Origin of the sequence: Flavobacterium sp. GSP6, from assembly GCF_003984855.1 — a bacterium.
In the GTDB taxonomy this organism is placed as follows: domain Bacteria; phylum Bacteroidota; class Bacteroidia; order Flavobacteriales; family Flavobacteriaceae; genus Flavobacterium.
In genome coordinates this window covers 18,412-35,905 of record NZ_RYDO01000019.1, presented here as the reverse complement: position 1 = coordinate 35,905, position 17,494 = coordinate 18,412, and the positions used below count along the sequence as shown (strand labels likewise).

Genomic DNA, 17,494 nt, shown 5'->3' with positions numbered 1-17,494 from the left:
GGAATCCTTATTTTAGTATCTGAGCAGCATGCACTTTGGTTTTTACAGCCGAGATAACCTCATCAATAATCCCGTTTTCATCAATTACAAAAGTAGTCCTGTGGATCCCGTCATACTCTTTTCCCATAAATTTCTTGGGACCCCAAACCCCAAAAGCCTGTATCACTGATTTGTCTTCATCTGCAAGTAATGGAAAAGGAAAGTTATACTTTTCCTTAAACTTGGCCTGTGCTTTTTGAACATCGGCACTAACGCCCAGAAGAGCATAATTGTTTGCTTCAAATCGCTCGAAATTATCTCTTAAGTCACAAGCCTCAGCTGTACATCCTGGCGTATTTGCTTTTGGATAAAAGAAAATTACTAATTTTTTACCTGCATAATCTGTTAATTGATGTAATTTTCCATCTTGATCCAGACCTGAAAAATCAGGTGCTTTTTCTCCTTTTTTTAATGTTGTCATTATTTTTATTGATTTGAATTTGAATTTTGCTAATGCCGCCGAAATTGTTTTTCTTTACCAATCAAATTTAATAAATAATGAATAAACAGGAACGTGTAATTTTTGTTATAAATACGTTAAAAAAACTATATCCTACGATTCCAATTCCCTTGGATCATAAAGACCCGTATACGTTGCTGATTGCCGTTTTATTATCCGCACAATGTACGGATATTCAAGTAAATAAAATCACTCCTTTACTTTTTGCAAAAGCAGATAATCCGTTTGATATGATCAAAATGTCTGTCGAAGAAATTAAGGAAATCATTCGGCCTTGTGGCTTATCGCCAATGAAATCAAAAGGAATTCATGGTTTATCCCATATATTAATTGACAAACATGGCGGAAAAGTACCTCAGAGTTTTGAATTTCTGGAAGAATTACCCGCGGTAGGACATAAAACGGCCAGTGTTGTGATGTCCCAAGCTTTTGGAGTTCCAGCCTTTCCGGTTGACACACACATTCATCGCTTGATGTACCGCTGGAATTTAACCAATGGGAAAAACGTAGTTCAAACAGAGAAAGATGCTAAACGCCTTTTTCCTGAAGCAATTTGGAATGACCTGCATCTTCAAATTATTTGGTACGGAAGAGAATATTCTCCGGCTCGTGGCTGGGATTTAGATCAGGATATTATTACTAAAACTATTGGCCGAAAAACGGTTATTGATACATATTATAAAAAATAAAGTATGCTAAAAAACCGCTGCTTCCAAATGGAATAAGCGGTTTTCTAGTCTTTTACAATCCAAATAAAATAGGAAAGCTGCTATTTCTTGGTCAATTCGATATAATTTCGAAATTTTTATTGTCTATTTTCAGTATGCTTAACGCCTTAGAATAGCTTAATAAAAAAGAAATTGTTTCTTTACTGGGTTTCATTGTTTGAGAAACTAATGATTTTTTTGAGTAAGTTTTTGCCATAGAGTAATACAAATTTGTTTTCTATTACAACGCAGCAAGTTTCAGTATATTGTCAATTAGTCAAAACAATTTGGTGTTTATCAATCACTTTTCTCAAATTCATCAAAGCGTAACGCATTCTCCCTAAGGCGGTATTGATACTCACTCCTGTTGTCTCTGAAATTTCTTTAAAACTCATATCCTGGTACATTCGCATCACTAAAACTTCTTTTTGATCAGCAGGAAGTTCTTCTATTAGTTTTTTTAAATCCATTTCGACTTGTTCCGATATTATTTTGTTTTCTATGGTCAACGAATCATCGGACATAATTGAGAAAATGGAAAACTCTTCCGTTTCTCTGAACATGGGCATTTTTTTAGTTTTTCGGTAATGATCAACAACCAGATTATGGGAAATACGCATTACCCAAGGTAAAAATTTACCTTCTTCATTATACGAATTTGATTTTAAAGTTTTTATTACTTTGATAAAAGTATCCTGAAAAATGTCTTTGGTAATATCTCTATCCGGAATTTTAGAATATATAAAACCAAAAATTTTTGATTCATGCCTTTTTATCAATTTAGCTAAGGCATCCTCATTACCTGAGATGTATTCCTTTACCAATAATGCGTCAGGGAGTTGTATATTAACCATAATTATACTTTTTAGTTTTTAATTAAAATTGGAGAGTTTTCTCTAAAAAGTAGTTTTGTATATAGGCTAAAGAGTTTTTAGGTTTATTAAAGTTTTCAAATTTAACCAATTATTATTTTAAGATCCAAGTAAAATTAATATAAATTAACAGATGTTCATTGAAATTTGTTAAAATTTTTCTTGTTTTTTCACATTTACAACACAAATAGCATGCCGATGAATACATTCAAGTTGTTTGTAATTTCAAAATATTTAGCAGAATAATCAAATTCGCCAATTTTATTTCTAAAACTCCACTAATTATTCGTTTTTTCCAAAACTGAAATTCCATATAACAACCAGTAAAAATCTTATTTCCAATCACTTTTACAGAACGAACAATAGTTTCATTTGGTGATGGATACAATTCCCAATTAGATCCATTAAATTCTAATAATCCCTCATAGTTTGCAAAGAAAACATAATGATTTTGATCTTGAGAAATCATCCAGTTTTGATTTCCTGCACCATAAGTAGTAGAGAAATATTTTACAATTGGCGGTAGCTCTTGCGAAAAACACAAAAAGATATTAAAAAAAGAAAAATGTATAATTTTGTTTTCAAAAGTTCTTGTTATTAATTTTTCAAAAATAAAATTAAAAATAGTATTTATTTATTGGATTGAAAACATTAAAACGATACAAGAAGAAAAGCACTTTTCAACCGTGCTTTTTATGATTATTTGTGAGTTGTTCATTCCCTTTTCTCTGTTCAAAATTGATTACTTTTGTAAAAATTATCATTTTTATGCAAGTTGACCTTTCGAAACTAGATCCAAAGAAAAATATTATTATAAAAGGAGCGCAAGTACACAACCTAAAAAATGTAGACGTCGCCATTCCCCGCAATAAATTAGTGGTTATCACGGGACTTTCGGGTTCTGGAAAATCAAGCTTGGCTTTTGATACTTTATATGCCGAAGGGCAACGCCGTTACGTAGAAAGTTTATCTTCGTATGCGAGACAATTTCTTGGACGATTGGATAAACCAAAAGTGGAATACATCAAAGGAATTGCTCCGGCAATTGCTATTGAACAAAAGGTGAATACTACCAATGCCCGCTCTACTGTAGGAACCTCAACCGAAATATACGATTATGTAAAATTGCTTTTTGCCAGAATTGGACGCACGTATTCGCCTATTTCTGGTCGGGAAGTCAAAAAAAATAACGTTACCGATGTCGTTACCGATGTCAAAACATTTGCAATAAACAGCAAATGGTTGCTGCTTGCTCCGATTCATCTGGAAGAAGGGCGAAAACTGGAAGACAAACTAAAGGTCCTATTACAGCAAGGTTTTGCCCGAATATTAGTGAATAACGAAATGGTTCGTCTGGACGACTTACCGGATTCACTAGATATAAAAGAAATATTCTTAATCATTGACCGAATTGTAGTCAATCACGATACTTCCGGAGAAGAAGAATTCTACAATCGTCTTGCTGATGCTGTGCAAACTGCTTTCTTTGAAGGAAAAGGGATCTGCCATTTACAAGAATTAAACGCTGATAAAAAGTATTCCTACTCCAATAATTTTGAGTTGGATGGTATTACATTTCTAGAACCCAACGTTCATTTGTTCAGCTTCAATAATCCGTATGGAGCATGTCCCGTTTGTGAAGGATATGGAAATATTATAGGAATTGATTCCGAATTAGTCGTGCCAAATACCACTTTGTCTGTTTATGAAAACGCAATCTTCCCTTGGCGAGGAGAAAGTATGAGCTGGTTTCGCGACGAATTAGTAAATAATGCCTACAAATTTGATTTTCCAATACACAAACCGTATTATGAGTTGTCTGAGGATCAAAAAGAACTAATTTGGAATGGAAATAGCTACTTTCAAGGGCTGAATGATTTTTTTAAAGAACTGGAAGAAAAAAATTATAAAATTCAAAACAGAGTAATGCTTTCGCGCTATCGAGGCAAAACCAAATGCCATTCCTGCAAAGGAAAACGCTTGAGAGTAGAAGCTTCCTACGTGAAAATAAACGCAAAAACGGTTTCTGATTTAGTTGATTTACCGATTAAACATCTGGTAACCTTTTTCGAAAACATTGATTTAGATGTGTATGAAAAGCAAATTGCGAAGCGATTAATGGTTGAAATCAACAACCGTCTATCGTTTTTAACCGAAGTAGGATTAGACTACCTTACATTAAACAGAAATTCTGCAACACTTTCTGGAGGTGAATCACAACGCATCAACTTAGCCACTTCATTAGGGAGCAGCTTAGTGGGTTCAATGTATATCTTGGATGAACCCAGTATTGGTTTACATCCAAAAGATACAGAACGTTTGATAAAAGTATTGTTATCGTTACGCGATTTAGGCAATACGGTCATTGTGGTAGAACACGATGAGGATATCATGAAAGCCGCTGATATGATTATTGATATAGGTCCGGAAGCAGGAACTTTAGGCGGGCATTTAGTCGCGCAGGGAACCTATGATGAAATACTAAAATCTACTTCACTTACAGCAAAATATCTAAACGGTGATTTAGAAATTACCGTCCCTAAAAAACGAAGACTTTTCAAGAATTTTATAGACATAAAAGGAGCACGAGAAAATAATTTACAAAATATTGATGTTACTTTTCCACTGGATGTATTAACGGTTATTACAGGAGTTTCTGGAAGTGGAAAAAGTACGCTTGTTAAGAAAATCCTTTTTCCGGCCATGCAAAAAAAGTTGGAAAACGCAGGTGAAAAAGCAGGACAATTTACTGAAATGACCGGTTCTTTTGCTCAAATTAAACACATAGAATACGTAGATCAAAACCCAATAGGAAGAAGTTCCCGTTCTAATCCGGTGACGTATATCAAGGCGTATGATGATATCCGAGAATTGTATGCTAAACAAAAACTATCAACGATTAGAGGCTATCAAGCCAAACATTTTTCTTTTAATGTTGATGGAGGGAGATGTGAAACATGTAAAGGGGAAGGTGCTATCAACGTAGAAATGGTTTTTATGGCTGATGTACAATTACCTTGTGAAACCTGCAACGGGAAACGATTCAAAAAAGAAGTACTGGAAGTAGCTTTTGAAAGCAAAAACATTCATAATATTCTTACAATGACCATAGACGATGCGATTGCGTTTTTCAATACTAATAAACAACCTAAAATAACTCAAAAATTACAGCCTTTGCAAGATGTGGGATTGGGATATGTTCAATTAGGCCAATCATCTTCTACTCTGTCCGGAGGCGAAGCCCAACGAATAAAACTGGCTTCATTCTTAGTGAAAGGAGCTACAAAAGACAAAGCCTTATTTGTTTTTGACGAACCTACAACGGGACTGCACTTTCATGACATCAAAAAATTATTAGCGTCTTTCGATGCATTGATTGATAAAGGACATTCAATTATTGTTATTGAACACAACCTTGATTTAATAAAATGTGCCGATTGGATTATTGATTTGGGGCCTGAGGGAGGAGAAAATGGCGGAAAATTATTGGCTGTGGGAACTCCTGAACAAGTTGTTAAAATAAAAGAATCTGTTACGGGAAAATATTTGAAAGATAAATTATAAATATTATCCCATATAACATTTCTCTTCAAAAGTCTTTCCATCTTCATCAATAGCTACAAGTATTTTTTTAGCTTTTGAGGAAACCTGTGTAATATAAATCCAGGCGATGGACCACAGTCCTAATGTAATGCAACAGATACAAAAATTAAAAAGATGATCTACTTTTTGTCTTTTTTTCAATAAAATAGCGAAGGGCAACTTGTCGTTTCGTTCCAACACTATAAATCCATGGTTGGTTTTATTTTCCAGGATGGAGGAAAACTTTATAAAATTCTCCTCGGTTATACTTGTATTGCTTTTCATATTATTTCAGATAATTTATCTCTAATTTTTTTACTAGTAGTGACAAAATGACGTTTACAAAAATAATGGCAATTTTAGAACTTCACAATACCCACTTTTAGTGATATTTTGCATTTCTATTTTTTATTAAATATAAAAAAAATAATTATAAATACATGAAAATAAGCGACTTAATACGTAACAATCCGAAAATAAATAATATTTAGGTGAATTTTTTTACAACCAGATTCAGAGCTTCGTTTATCTCTATTGAAATAACAAACTTGTAATTAATATAAATATATAAAACGGCTACTAAAATAGATTTTAATCCTATGCTTATGATTGGATGAAAAGGAAATTCCCAGAAATAAAACATCAAGAACAATACAAAAGTTATCGCAAGAGAATATAATGTCTGTATTGTAAACGGATACAAGTGCATACGCTTGACTACAAAAAGCAGTTTAGCCAAACTATACAGCGTTATTGATAACAAAGTAGCTACTGCAGTTCCTGTTATAGCATATCTTGGTATAAAAAACATATTCAGTCCTATTGTTAGAAAAACAAGTAATAAACCTAAAAACAAGACCATACGGTAGTATTTTGAATTAAAAATAATAGCATTATTATTTCCTAAAATCAAATCAAAATATTTAGAAATCCCAATCAAAAATACCACTAGAATTCCTCCACTATACTCTTTTGGAACCATTATATACAACTGGTTGATATTGACAAAAATACACAGCATTACAAAACCACCTACAACTTGCAGATTAATTGAAGTCTTTTTGTACAAATCATTTAATTCATCCTGTTTATTCTCATGCATTAACTTAGCCGTTATGGGATATGTAATTTGATGCATCGCCCTACTGGGAACTGCTATGACAGATGCAATATAAGTAGCAACGGAATAATAGGCTATATTCTCAATTTTAATGTATTGATTCAGCATAATTTTATCAATATCCAACAACATAACCGCAACACTACCTGATAAAATAATGAAAAAAGTATATACTAAAACATCTTTCACATTTTGAGGAATGGAAAACTGAAATACAGGTTTTTTTATTCGGAAAGCATAAAACATCGTTATAGCAAAAGCCAGAAAATAAATAATAGCAGTAACATAAATAAATTGTACCACTGTAATCCATTTATAATAGACTCCAATCAAAGCAAATAAAGAAAATAATCTTAGCCCTACCTCTTTCACAAAATTTCCAAAAACCGAATGCATGTGCACTCTGGCCCAAGCATAAAAAATCTCGAAATAAGCCATACTAAGTCCTATAAATGGAATAAGCCATAAATAATCTTTAACTACAGGATTTTCTTTGCTCAAGTATAATGAAATAGGTTCAAAAAAGAATAATCCAATCAATACTAAAGGGATACACAACAAGAAAGGAATTAGTACAGTAAACGAGAGAAACTTGGAGCGTTCTTCTTCTGTTTTATACTGAGTATAAAACTTCACCAACGTATTTTGCATACCAAAAGCCAATAAAGGCATAATGATATTTGCCCAAGAAAGAATGTAGTTTGTTAAGGCATAAAATACTGTTCCTAAAAAAAACGGATACAAATAAAGTGTATTTATTGCCCCAATACCAAAACCAAAATAGGTAATTATTGTATTCTTTAAAGATTGATTTAATACTATTCCCATTTCTTTATCATTGCGAGACACAAAGCAATCTCACTTTTAATTTATATTTTATTAAGCAGTTCAACCAATTCTTTTGTAAGATTTTTTCTGGAATAACGCTGTAATCCAACTCCATTTACTTGCAATTTACCTTCCAAAAACTGATTATAAAAGTCCAAAATTACACTTTTAAGTTTCATTTTCTCCGAATAATCAAAAAATATGCCTGTGTTGGTAGTGGTAATAATTTCGGCAAAATCAGAACCTTTGGGACCAATTGCAATAATTGGACGGTTGGAAACCATATATTCAAATAATTTCCCAGGGATAATGCTTTTAGTCTCTTCAGAATTAATTTCGACAAGCAACAAAACCTGGGATTTTCTTTGATGTGCAATCGCTTCTGCATGCGAAACATACCCCAAATTATTCAAATAGGAATTTAACCCGAATTGTGTCATAGTTTCCAAAACTTCTTGACTGACTGCTCCGATTAGCTTTATTTCTACATGCGATTTGAACTCCGGAATCTCATGAATCAATTCAACCAAACTCTCCCATAAAATCAGAGGATTTCTCTCGGAAAGAAAAGAACCAATGTGCGCCAAAGAAAATTTAGAATCTAACGCTTGTTTTTCGACTTGCTCCGTATCATACCCATTGGTGATAACCGCAATGGGCTTATTTGTAATCGCTACAAATTCAGTTTTAGTAGTTTTACTCGTGACTATAATGGTATCGGCTGTATTCAAAACCTGGTGTTCTAGTGCTTTGTGTTTTTTAGCAGCAAAACTCGACAATCGCAAGGATTTGTGATAACCAATAGTGGTCCATGGATCCCTGAAATCAGCAAACCATTTTAAATCTAATTTCTGTTTTAATTCCATTCCAATAAGATGCAGACTGTGCGGTGGTCCGGAAGTAACTATGGTATCAATATTGTTTTCTACAATATATTTCTCCAGATAAGCAACTGATGGTTTTACCCAAAAAACACGTGCATCTGGAATAAAAAGATTCCCGCGAATCCAAAGAAACGTTTTATCCAGAAAAGATTGTTTTTTTTGATTTGGAATAATCCCGGAACTGATTTTTTGGGTTTTGTTTTTCGAAAGAAACGAAGCCAGTTGATACGGTTCAAAAATTTTCTGTTTCAGAATAATGGTCTTATCCGAAACTTCTTTAACCAAGTTTTCATCAACAATAGGATAAGTTGGATTCTCCGGAATATACACAATCGGCTGAATGCCAAAATCTGGCAAATACTTAACAAACTTTAGCCAACGTTGTACCCCAGGTCCTCCAGCCGGTGGCCAATAATAGGTAATTATTAAAATTTTTTTTGGTTCCAAGTTTAGGATTTTGTTGTAATTGATTTTAAATCCGTAAAAAACAAAATACTGTTTTGATACAATCCTTTTGAAATAATGTAAAAAGCCGGTAAAGCGGGGATTACTGAATAATATTTAAATTTGTCAGGTATAAATAAGTAAATACCAAACAATACTCCAAAAATAAAACCTAATAAAAAAAGTAACAACAATATTTGTTGAAACGATTTTAAACCGAATAATTCTATCATAATTTTAATAAATATTTTTGTTATTTAGTTTCTCCAACTCTTCAATATCTAGTTGATCTTTAAGTCTATTAGCTGCTTTTTTGGAAATAATCAAATTATCATAATCAATAAAAAACACTGGAATTCCATCTATATCTATGATATTTGCTTTTTCTAAAAGTACTACAAAAGGCTGATTTTCTAAACCTTTAACAGAAGTCATAAATATCCAATCTAAAATTAATATTTAGAGTGAAATCTGTCCGTCCCGGAATAAATTGCATTGTATTAATACTTTAAAAATCACCTAAACCAATTTGTTTGATCGCATTTCTTAAATTTCCACGATTAGCAATCGTATCTTCAATGAAAATATCAATATCTCCTGTGTTTCTTCCGTAGCCGTAAATATTTACTGCAAATCCACCGATAGTTAAATAGTTTACCTTGTTTTCTGACAAGTACTTCCAAACATCTATTATTTGTTTATGCATATTCATTTCAAATTATTTTGATTTTGAATATTTCTTTGCTGCCTTTAATAAGCAAGATATTTCGATTATTGCCATCAGTTTTTCAAAACGTTGCTGATAAGTCAATCCTCTTGTTTCCTCAACATATCTAGCCTCCTTTACTGTTGATGTTCGTGATTTAATTTGACTTTACCCATTGCATTAAAAATTTAGAATGTATTCGAAATTTATTAGATCAAATTTACAAATAAATATCAGACAGCTAACGCCTTTTTTTTCTTTCAAAATAAATCCCACCAATCAAAAGCAACAACATTCCTATGGAACTTACCAACGTAATCGTGCTTCCGGTTTTTATAACTTGAGGTTCAAACTTGAATTCTATTTTGTGTTGCCCCCCTGGAAGAACTAGTGCTCTCAATACATAATCAACAGGGAAATGAACTGTTTTTACGCCATCAACATAGGCATTCCATCCCTTTTCATAATATATTTCAGAGAAAACTGCCAAAGCATATTTAGTATTATTAGCAGTATATTTAAGATAATTGGGTTTGTAAACATCTAATTGAATGGTTCCGCTGGTATCCCATCTCCTTTTCAATCCAACATTTCTAAACTTAGATCCATGCTCATGCCGGTTAAATATTGCGACATCTTTAGTATCTAGTTGTCCTAAAGATTTCATCTCATCATCAGGGGTATTAACTACTTTCACACTGCTTACAAACCAGGCATTCCCATTGGCATTTGGGTTCGAAGTTGGAAATTCTTTTCCTTCCTTATCCGTCTGAATTACATACTTGACATTTAGCATGTTTAGGATTTCCATATTATTATTGGCAATTTGATAATCAAATAATTGTTGCATTCTTCGCGGCTTCACGGCACTGTAGCCACCAATTGATTTATGAAAATAAGAAGCACGTGCGCTGGACAAGTTTCCACTTACTTCAAAAACTCTGTAATGAGTTGTATCCTTGAGAATTTCAACATCGGAAGCTGTTTCCTGAAATGGGACTTCCACTTCCCTGCCGCTGACAAAATCTTTTTCTGACACATAATTTTTATCAACAAAAAACAAATCAAAAACCATCAATAAGCCTACAAGTATAATAGCGGTTTTCTGAGCAAACCTATCTTTAATAAACAACCATAAAATACCCGCTGTAATTACTATCAAGAAACCAGATCGCAATAAATCAGCACTATACAAACTCATTCGGTCCTGTTTTAAGGCATTAACAAAGTCGGGTCCGTAACTTTGTTGATAATACGCATCATTACCTCCAGAGAAACTAAACATACTTTTACTAAAAAACAAGATCAGTATTAATCCCAGCCCTAAAACACCGGTCTCCATTACGGCTTTCTTTTGTAGTTTTTTGTCCAATGTAAAGAAAGACTGCAATCCCATAATAGCCAGAACAGGAAAACACAATTCAAGAATAACTTGTATGGAGGAAACTGCTCTAAATTTATTGTACATAGGAATATAGTCAATAAAAAAATCAGTCACTAAAGGAAGATTCTTCCCCCATGAAAGTATCAAAGCAACTACAGCTCCAGAAAGGAATACATATTTTATTTTGCGTGTATCAATAAACAAGGCCATAATAGCCAAAAAGAAAACCACTATACCAATGTATGCGGGAGCAGCAACTATGGGTTGATCTCCCCAATAGGTTGGCATTCCTGAAACAAAATCAGTTGCCTGATCTTCTGGTACGCCCTTGCCCACCATTAGTTCAAACATATTACTGTCTTTTCCTACTGCCTCATTATTTGAGCCTCCAAAAAGTCGGGGCGCTATCAGATTAAAACTTTCCATAATTCCATAACTGTATTCCGTTATGTACTCATACGTCAAGGCGCTATTACTATCCTTTTTTGAACCATCAGGATTAAAGGTTAATTCACTTTTCCCTCGAGTACTAAAATCTGCATATTCGGCAGTAGCTAATAAATTAGTCGCATTGGTGCCAATAGCAAATATTCCCGCAACCGCAAGTATTCCAAATGAATACAGTAGCGATTTATAGTCTTTTTCTTTTACTTGCCGGTACACAAAATATATAGAAAGAATCAATAAGAAAATCAATAAATAATAGGTCATCTGGAAGTGATTCGCATTGATTTCTAATGCTGTCGCAAAAAGCGTAATCAAACCTCCAAGAATATATTTTTTTTGAAACACCAAAATAAATCCAGCAATAACCAGTGGCATATACGCAATAGCGTGTGCTTTAGCATTATGACCAACACCGAGAATAATAATCAGATATGTAGATAAACCAAAGGCCAATGCTCCAAAAAAGGCTTTTAAGGGATCCACTTTTAATACCAGCATCAAACCATAAAATCCAAGAAAATATAAAAACAAATAATCCGCAGGACGCGGTAAAAATCGCAATACATCATCTATTGCCCCAATGTAATCGTGAGGATATTTGGCTCCTAGTTGATAGGTTGGCATACCTCCAAATGCAGAATTAGTCCAATACGGCTCCACATCATTGGTGGCTCTAAAGTCATTTTGCTCTTTGGCCATTCCTGTATATTGCACAATATCAGACTGGAAAATTTGCTTTCCTTGTAACACAGGATAAAAATATAGCAGAGAAATCACAACAAAACCAAGTATGGCTAAGGCGTATGGATAGAACTTATTTATTATTTTCAATGTAAAATGGTTTGGATTATAGTAAAAATGATGCTAATAATGACAAATTTAATCTATTTCTTCGTAATCTACATAATCGCCCACTTTTTTGGTTTCGCGTGGGTTTTTAGTATTTGCTGTTGTGTAAAGAACTTCTTCCTCCTTAGATTGCGTTTTTTGCCACGTATTCTCTTGTGCATACTGCTGTTGCTTCTGCATGTTTTCGCCTGCTTTCTGCACTACTTTTTTTACTAATAATGGCAGAAATAATTTAGCCAAAAATCTAAAAATATAATAGAAAGCAATCATATAAAAAAGTGCTTTTATAAAACCCGTAAATGAAGCTGTTTGCATATAAGTGTAATTTTTTCCAAAATTAATAAATCAACTGTTCAAAATTAAACTATCTCTCTTAAATAAATAATAAAATATAGTACATTTGAAAAGCGTTTTTACTTTTTAACTAAAAAAAATAAGATGTCCAAAATCAAAATCTTACTAATTGTAGCTCTCTCAATGATTCCAAGTATTCATTATGGGCAACATACGGATCAAATCAATTCGAACAGACCGGGTGAAACCATGTCGGCTTTTGCTGTTGGAAAGTCTGTTATCCAAATAGAAACTGGTGTTTACGGGATCAAACAAAACCATCGTTTATTGAACTATGATGCAAACGGTTTTGGGATTGATGCCACATTGCGATGGGGATTATTCATGGAAAAGCTGGAATTGATAGCCGATATACAATACCAAAACGAACTGTACACTTCTTTATTCAACAAAAGCAATCGTGCAGACTTTAAGCAAACGGTTCTGGGAGCTAAATATTTAGTGTATGATCCTTTCCGGAATTATGAAAAAAAAACAAACCTCTACAGCTGGAAAGCCAATCGCAGTTTTGACTGGCACCAACTAATACCTGCTGTATCTGTGTTTGCAGGAGCTAATTTTACAATGGCAGACAATCCGTATTCTTTTTCCACTGAATCCGGTATATCTCCAAAAATTATGTTGATTACCCAAAATCATTTAGGTGATGGCAGGTGGGTTTTTGTAACGAATATCATTGCTGACTATATTACAACTGATTTCCCGAGTTATGGCTACGTGGTAACTTTGACTAGAGGGTTTAATGACAAATGGTCCGGATTTGTAGAAAATCAGGGGTTCAAAAGTGATTTTTACAGCGATGCAATTGTTCGTGGTGGCGCTGCTTATTTGTTAAATAAAGACATGCAAATTGATGCCTCAATAAGTACAAGTCTTAAAGATACTCCATCTGCACTGTATGGAGGTATTGGTTTTTCCTGGCGCTATGATGCCAATTACCAAGAAGTAAGAATAAATATTGACAATTAAGTATTCCGATAAAAAAGCCTTAAAAATAAGCGGTATAAAAGAATCCCAAAACTTTCGTTTTGGGATTCTTTGTATTTGTCTTTTCTAGTCGCTGAAAAGAGTACTGAAAACTATTTTACTTCCATCAATTCTACATCAAAAATCAAAGTAGCATTTGGCGGAATTGCTCCTCCGGCACCACGAGATCCATACCCTAAATGAGATGGAATCACAAAACGTGCTTTGTCACCTACACGCAACAAGGCAATTCCTTCATCCCAACCCTCAATAACCTGACCTTGCCCCAATCTAAATTCGATTGGTTTTTTTCTTGGATAAGAGGAATCAAACACTTTTCCATTCTCTAATGAACCTTCATAGTGAACAGCAACGGTTTTTCCGCTTTCTGCTTTTTTACCTTCTCCTCTTTGGATGAATTGGTAACGCAGTCCACTTTCTGTTTTTTCAAAACCCGCAGCTAATTTTTCCATCGCAGCTTCAGCATCGGCTTTCAAAGTGGCATCACGTTTGTTCCGTGATCCCTTAAAGCTAATAAAAGCTTCAATTGCATTCCAATTTTTAGCTTCGTCTCCTACTCTAACGATCTCTAAAGTCTCTAAAACATCGCCTTGAGCGATAGCATCAACGACATCCTGACCTTCAACTACATGACCAAAAACAGTATGCTTATTATCCAGCCATTCCGTAGGAATGTGTGTAATGTAAAATTGAGAACCATTCGTTCCTGGTCCTGAATTCGCCATCGCCAAAACACCCGGACGATCATGTTTTAGACTTGGATGAAACTCATCATCAAATTTGTACCCTGGATCTCCAGTTCCTGTTCCTTGTGGACAACCGCCTTGTACCATAAAATCAGGAATTACTCTGTGAAATTTTAATCCATTATAAAACTTAACTCCTTGTGGTTTAACTTTATTTTCTAAGTTACCTTCTGCTAATCCTACAAAGTTCCCAACTGTACCAGGAGTCAAATCGTGTGTTAGTTTTACTAAAACAGCCCCTTTTGTGGTGTTGAACTTAGCATATATTCCGTTTTCCATTGCTTTTTAATTTTTATTGAAATGCAAATTTACAAAATTAATTTATTTGAACCTATTCACTAAAACGTTACATTTGATAAATCATCTTGAAATTTCTTCCAATTTTCTGTCTTAAAAAGGATCCTATTTAAAGCCACTTGAAATTTAATCTTTGATGTAATTCTAACACAACCTGTATTCAAATGATTCTTTTTATACCGTCACCACTAAAAACCTATTTATCTATGAAATCTATTTATTACCTTTTATTCTTTTTTAGTTTCATTTGCAATGCGCAAGAAAGACCAGTACCGCTAGCGTATTTTTTGCCGCAAAACGAAACGTACAATGACAAAATTCCGACACCTAAAAGTGTTTTTAATTTTGAATTAGGAGAAATGCATACTGATCACAATCAAGTAGTTCGCTTTATGGAAGCTATTGCAAAAGCTTCTGACAGAGTGCAAATAGAAACAACCGGTTACACTTATGAAAACCGTCCACTACAATTACTTACCATTTCAAGTCCTGAAAATTTAGCAAAAATTGATGAAATTCATAGAAAACACCTCGCTTTATCGGATTCAGATACTAATGCTTCGGATGTATCTAATTTGCCTATCGTACTCTATTTAGGCTATTCAATCCATGGAAATGAATCCAGCGGAACCGGTGCCGCAATTGCTCTGGCCTATTATCTTACAGCCTCAGAAAGTCCTGAACTAAAAAAAATGCTGGATAATACGATTATTCTATTAGATCCAAGTTTAAATCCAGATGGTTTGCATCGTTTTTCAACTTGGGTGAACAGCCATAAAAGTAAAAACTTAGTAACAGATCCTAATGACCGAGAATTTAATGAAGCATGGCCAGGCGGAAGATTTAATCACTACTGGTTTGACATGAACAGAGACTGGCTTCCCGTTCAACTTCCAGAAAGTCAGGCGCGCATTAGGACTTTCAGGAAATGGATGCCAAATGTATTGTGTGATTTTCACGAAATGGGAACTAATTCGACTTACTTTTTTCAGCCGGGAGTTCAAAGTCGCACCAACCCACTCACTCCTGAATTAAACCAAAAACTAACCAAAAAAATTGCAGGCTACCATGCCAAAGCATTGGATAAAATTGGAAGTTTTTATTATGTCGAAGATGGTTTTGATGACTTTTATTACGGCAAAGGATCTACCTATCCTGACATCAATGGAGGTATCGGTATTTTATTTGAACAAGCGAGTTCAAGAGGACATGCCCAACAAAGCGTAAACGGAATAATCACTTTTCCATTTACCATCAAAAATCAATTTACAACCAGCTTGTCATCAGTACAGGCTGCGTATGAAATGCGAAAAGAGTTGCTAGAATACCAACGCGATTTTTTTACTAATTCCAGTGCCGAAAGTAAAAGAAACAAAACAAAAGGCTATGTATTTGGAGACGAAAAAGATGCTACTAAAGTTCAAGAACTCGCCAAAATACTAAGCCAGCATAAAATTGAAATGCTGCAATTGAAAGAAGACATCACCATCAACAAAAAGAAATTCAGTAAAGATTTGAGTATTATTATTCCCATGGAACAAAAAAACTCAAAGCTCATACACGCTATTTTTGATAGACAAACCAAGTTCAAAGACAGTATCTTTTATGACATTTCAGCATGGAATTTTGATCTGGCTTTCAATTTAAATTTTGAGGAACTGAATTCCCTTTCACAAGCCGGGGCACGTTACGAAAATGTATTGAAACCCGGAACGGTCAATCAAAAAAGTGATGTAGGATACCTAATCGAATGGACAGACTACAATTCTCCTAAACTTTTATACCAATTACAGGCCAAAGGACTGCGTATAAAAACCACTAAGAAACCATTTGTCCACAACGGAAAAACTTTTTCCTATGGGAGTTTGTTAGTACCTGTTCAGAATCAGACAATGAGTTCAGATGAAATGTATGTGTACCTGAACCAAATTATCCCGGAATACGCTATTGCTATTACCGCCGTAGAAACCGGGTTTACTGATGGTGCCAATTTAGGAAATCCCAATCTAGTCAATCTTACCATGCCTAAAGTAGCTATGGTCGTGGGACGTGGTGTTGATCCATCAGATGCGGGAGAATTATGGCATTTATTTGATCAAAAAGCACAAATTCCATTGACTAAAATAGATATGGAACAACTACAAAGAGTGACTCTAAGTGGTTATACGACTTTGATCATGGTCAATGGAAATTATGGTGGACTTTCACCAGCTACAGCAGCTAAAATAGAGCAATGGACTCAAAGTGGAGGAACTTTAATTGCGTATCAGGATGCTATTAAATGGCTGAATGATAGTAAATTAATTGAATTAACTTTGAAAACTACTAAAAATGAAGCTAAAGCAATTTCATTTGAACAAACTAGTGATTTCACGGGAGCACAAGAGATTGGCGGGGCAATATTTGAAACCAGATTAGATTTATCACATCCTATTAATTATGGAATGCCACGAAATACGATGCCTATTTTCAGAAACTCCTCTATTTTTATTGAACCCAATAAAAACAGTTTTGGTAATCCAATCCAATATACTAAAAATCCATTGTTGAGCGGTTACATTTCGAAACCAAAACTGGAGTTGTTAAAAGAAACCGTACCGTTTCAAGCCATTCGAAAAGGAGATGGAGCTATTTTAATTTTCACAGACAATACTAATTTCCGAGCCTTCTGGCTGGGAACAGAAAAATTATTTTGGAATGCTGTTTTCTTTGGCAAACTCATGTAAAAAACTATATTTTTTTTTAAAGTATTTCAGAGTATTATAAAAAAAGCGCAAAGTCAAAATAC

The 17,494-nt window shown here is 34.0% G+C and carries 16 protein-coding genes; 4 read left to right on the top strand and 12 right to left on the bottom strand.

Features of this window, described 5'->3' with window-relative positions; all coding sequences use genetic code 11:
• Nucleotides 1-7: 7 nt before the first annotated feature.
• On the bottom strand, nucleotides 8-460 hold the full coding sequence (bcp, locus tag EKM03_RS14015) for a thioredoxin-dependent thiol peroxidase (RefSeq protein WP_126740631.1): 453 nt from the start codon (nucleotides 458-460) through the stop codon (nucleotides 8-10).
• A gap of 77 nt (nucleotides 461-537) precedes the next feature.
• Between bcp and nth the strand changes: the two genes are divergently transcribed.
• The gene (gene nth, locus EKM03_RS14010; RefSeq protein ID WP_126555464.1) at nucleotides 538-1,188 is read left to right on the top strand and encodes an endonuclease III; all 651 of its coding nucleotides are present in this window, start codon (nucleotides 538-540) and stop codon (nucleotides 1,186-1,188) included.
• A 287-nt stretch (nucleotides 1,189-1,475) separates the two neighbouring features.
• On the opposite strand, the gene EKM03_RS14005 is transcribed toward nth, so the two are convergent.
• Entirely contained in the window at nucleotides 1,476-2,060 is a 585-nt protein-coding gene (locus EKM03_RS14005) for an RNA polymerase sigma factor (protein WP_126463400.1), read from the bottom strand.
• 226 nt (nucleotides 2,061-2,286) lie between these two features.
• On the bottom strand, nucleotides 2,287-2,622 hold the full coding sequence (locus EKM03_RS15335) for a hypothetical protein (RefSeq protein WP_233584106.1): 336 nt from the start codon (nucleotides 2,620-2,622) through the stop codon (nucleotides 2,287-2,289).
• A gap of 224 nt (nucleotides 2,623-2,846) precedes the next feature.
• Between EKM03_RS15335 and uvrA the strand changes: the two genes are divergently transcribed.
• Complete coding sequence (uvrA, locus tag EKM03_RS13995; RefSeq protein WP_126740630.1) at nucleotides 2,847-5,642, top strand: excinuclease ABC subunit UvrA; 2,796 nt, start codon at nucleotides 2,847-2,849, stop codon at nucleotides 5,640-5,642.
• A 3-nt stretch (nucleotides 5,643-5,645) separates the two neighbouring features.
• On the opposite strand, the gene EKM03_RS13990 is transcribed toward uvrA, so the two are convergent.
• The 8 genes from EKM03_RS13990 to EKM03_RS13960 form a co-directional block, all read right to left on the bottom strand.
• The gene (locus EKM03_RS13990) at nucleotides 5,646-5,945 is read right to left on the bottom strand and encodes a hypothetical protein (protein ID WP_126740629.1); all 300 of its coding nucleotides are present in this window, start codon (nucleotides 5,943-5,945) and stop codon (nucleotides 5,646-5,648) included.
• Between the two features lie 202 nt (nucleotides 5,946-6,147).
• A complete protein-coding gene (locus EKM03_RS13985) occupies nucleotides 6,148-7,608 on the bottom strand; it encodes a lipopolysaccharide biosynthesis protein (RefSeq protein WP_126577157.1) in 1,461 nt (486 codons plus the stop codon).
• 41 nt (nucleotides 7,609-7,649) lie between these two features.
• Nucleotides 7,650-8,939, bottom strand: a complete 1,290-nt coding sequence (locus EKM03_RS13980; protein ID WP_126740628.1) for a glycosyltransferase family 4 protein — start codon at nucleotides 8,937-8,939, stop codon at nucleotides 7,650-7,652.
• A gap of 2 nt (nucleotides 8,940-8,941) precedes the next feature.
• Nucleotides 8,942-9,169 (bottom strand): hypothetical protein, encoded by a 228-nt coding sequence (locus EKM03_RS13975; RefSeq protein WP_126740627.1) that lies wholly within the window; start codon nucleotides 9,167-9,169, stop codon nucleotides 8,942-8,944.
• Between the two features lie 4 nt (nucleotides 9,170-9,173).
• Complete coding sequence (locus tag EKM03_RS15330; RefSeq protein ID WP_233584105.1) at nucleotides 9,174-9,371, bottom strand: hypothetical protein; 198 nt, start codon at nucleotides 9,369-9,371, stop codon at nucleotides 9,174-9,176.
• Between the two features lie 73 nt (nucleotides 9,372-9,444).
• Nucleotides 9,445-9,648 (bottom strand): hypothetical protein, encoded by a 204-nt coding sequence (locus EKM03_RS15325; protein WP_233579320.1) that lies wholly within the window; start codon nucleotides 9,646-9,648, stop codon nucleotides 9,445-9,447.
• 235 nt (nucleotides 9,649-9,883) lie between these two features.
• Complete coding sequence (locus EKM03_RS13965) at nucleotides 9,884-12,304, bottom strand: YfhO family protein (RefSeq protein WP_126740626.1); 2,421 nt, start codon at nucleotides 12,302-12,304, stop codon at nucleotides 9,884-9,886.
• Nucleotides 12,305-12,352: 48 nt separating this feature from the next.
• The gene (locus EKM03_RS13960) at nucleotides 12,353-12,637 is read right to left on the bottom strand and encodes a DUF4834 family protein (protein ID WP_126455421.1); all 285 of its coding nucleotides are present in this window, start codon (nucleotides 12,635-12,637) and stop codon (nucleotides 12,353-12,355) included.
• Between the two features lie 123 nt (nucleotides 12,638-12,760).
• Here EKM03_RS13960 and EKM03_RS13955 point away from each other — a divergent pair, with 123 nt between their 5' ends.
• Nucleotides 12,761-13,645: a transporter gene (locus EKM03_RS13955; RefSeq protein ID WP_197037254.1), complete on the top strand. Its 885-nt coding sequence runs from the start codon at nucleotides 12,761-12,763 to the stop codon at nucleotides 13,643-13,645.
• A gap of 110 nt (nucleotides 13,646-13,755) precedes the next feature.
• On the opposite strand, the gene EKM03_RS13950 is transcribed toward EKM03_RS13955, so the two are convergent.
• Nucleotides 13,756-14,688 carry a peptidylprolyl isomerase gene (locus EKM03_RS13950; protein WP_126455419.1) on the bottom strand — a complete coding sequence of 311 codons (933 nt, stop codon included), beginning with the start codon at nucleotides 14,686-14,688 and terminating at the stop codon, nucleotides 13,756-13,758.
• Nucleotides 14,689-14,912: 224 nt separating this feature from the next.
• Between EKM03_RS13950 and EKM03_RS13945 the strand changes: the two genes are divergently transcribed.
• Nucleotides 14,913-17,432, top strand: coding sequence for a M14 family metallopeptidase (locus tag EKM03_RS13945; protein ID WP_126740625.1), 2,520 nt, complete (start codon nucleotides 14,913-14,915; stop codon nucleotides 17,430-17,432).
• The last annotated feature ends 62 nt before the right edge of the window (nucleotides 17,433-17,494 follow it).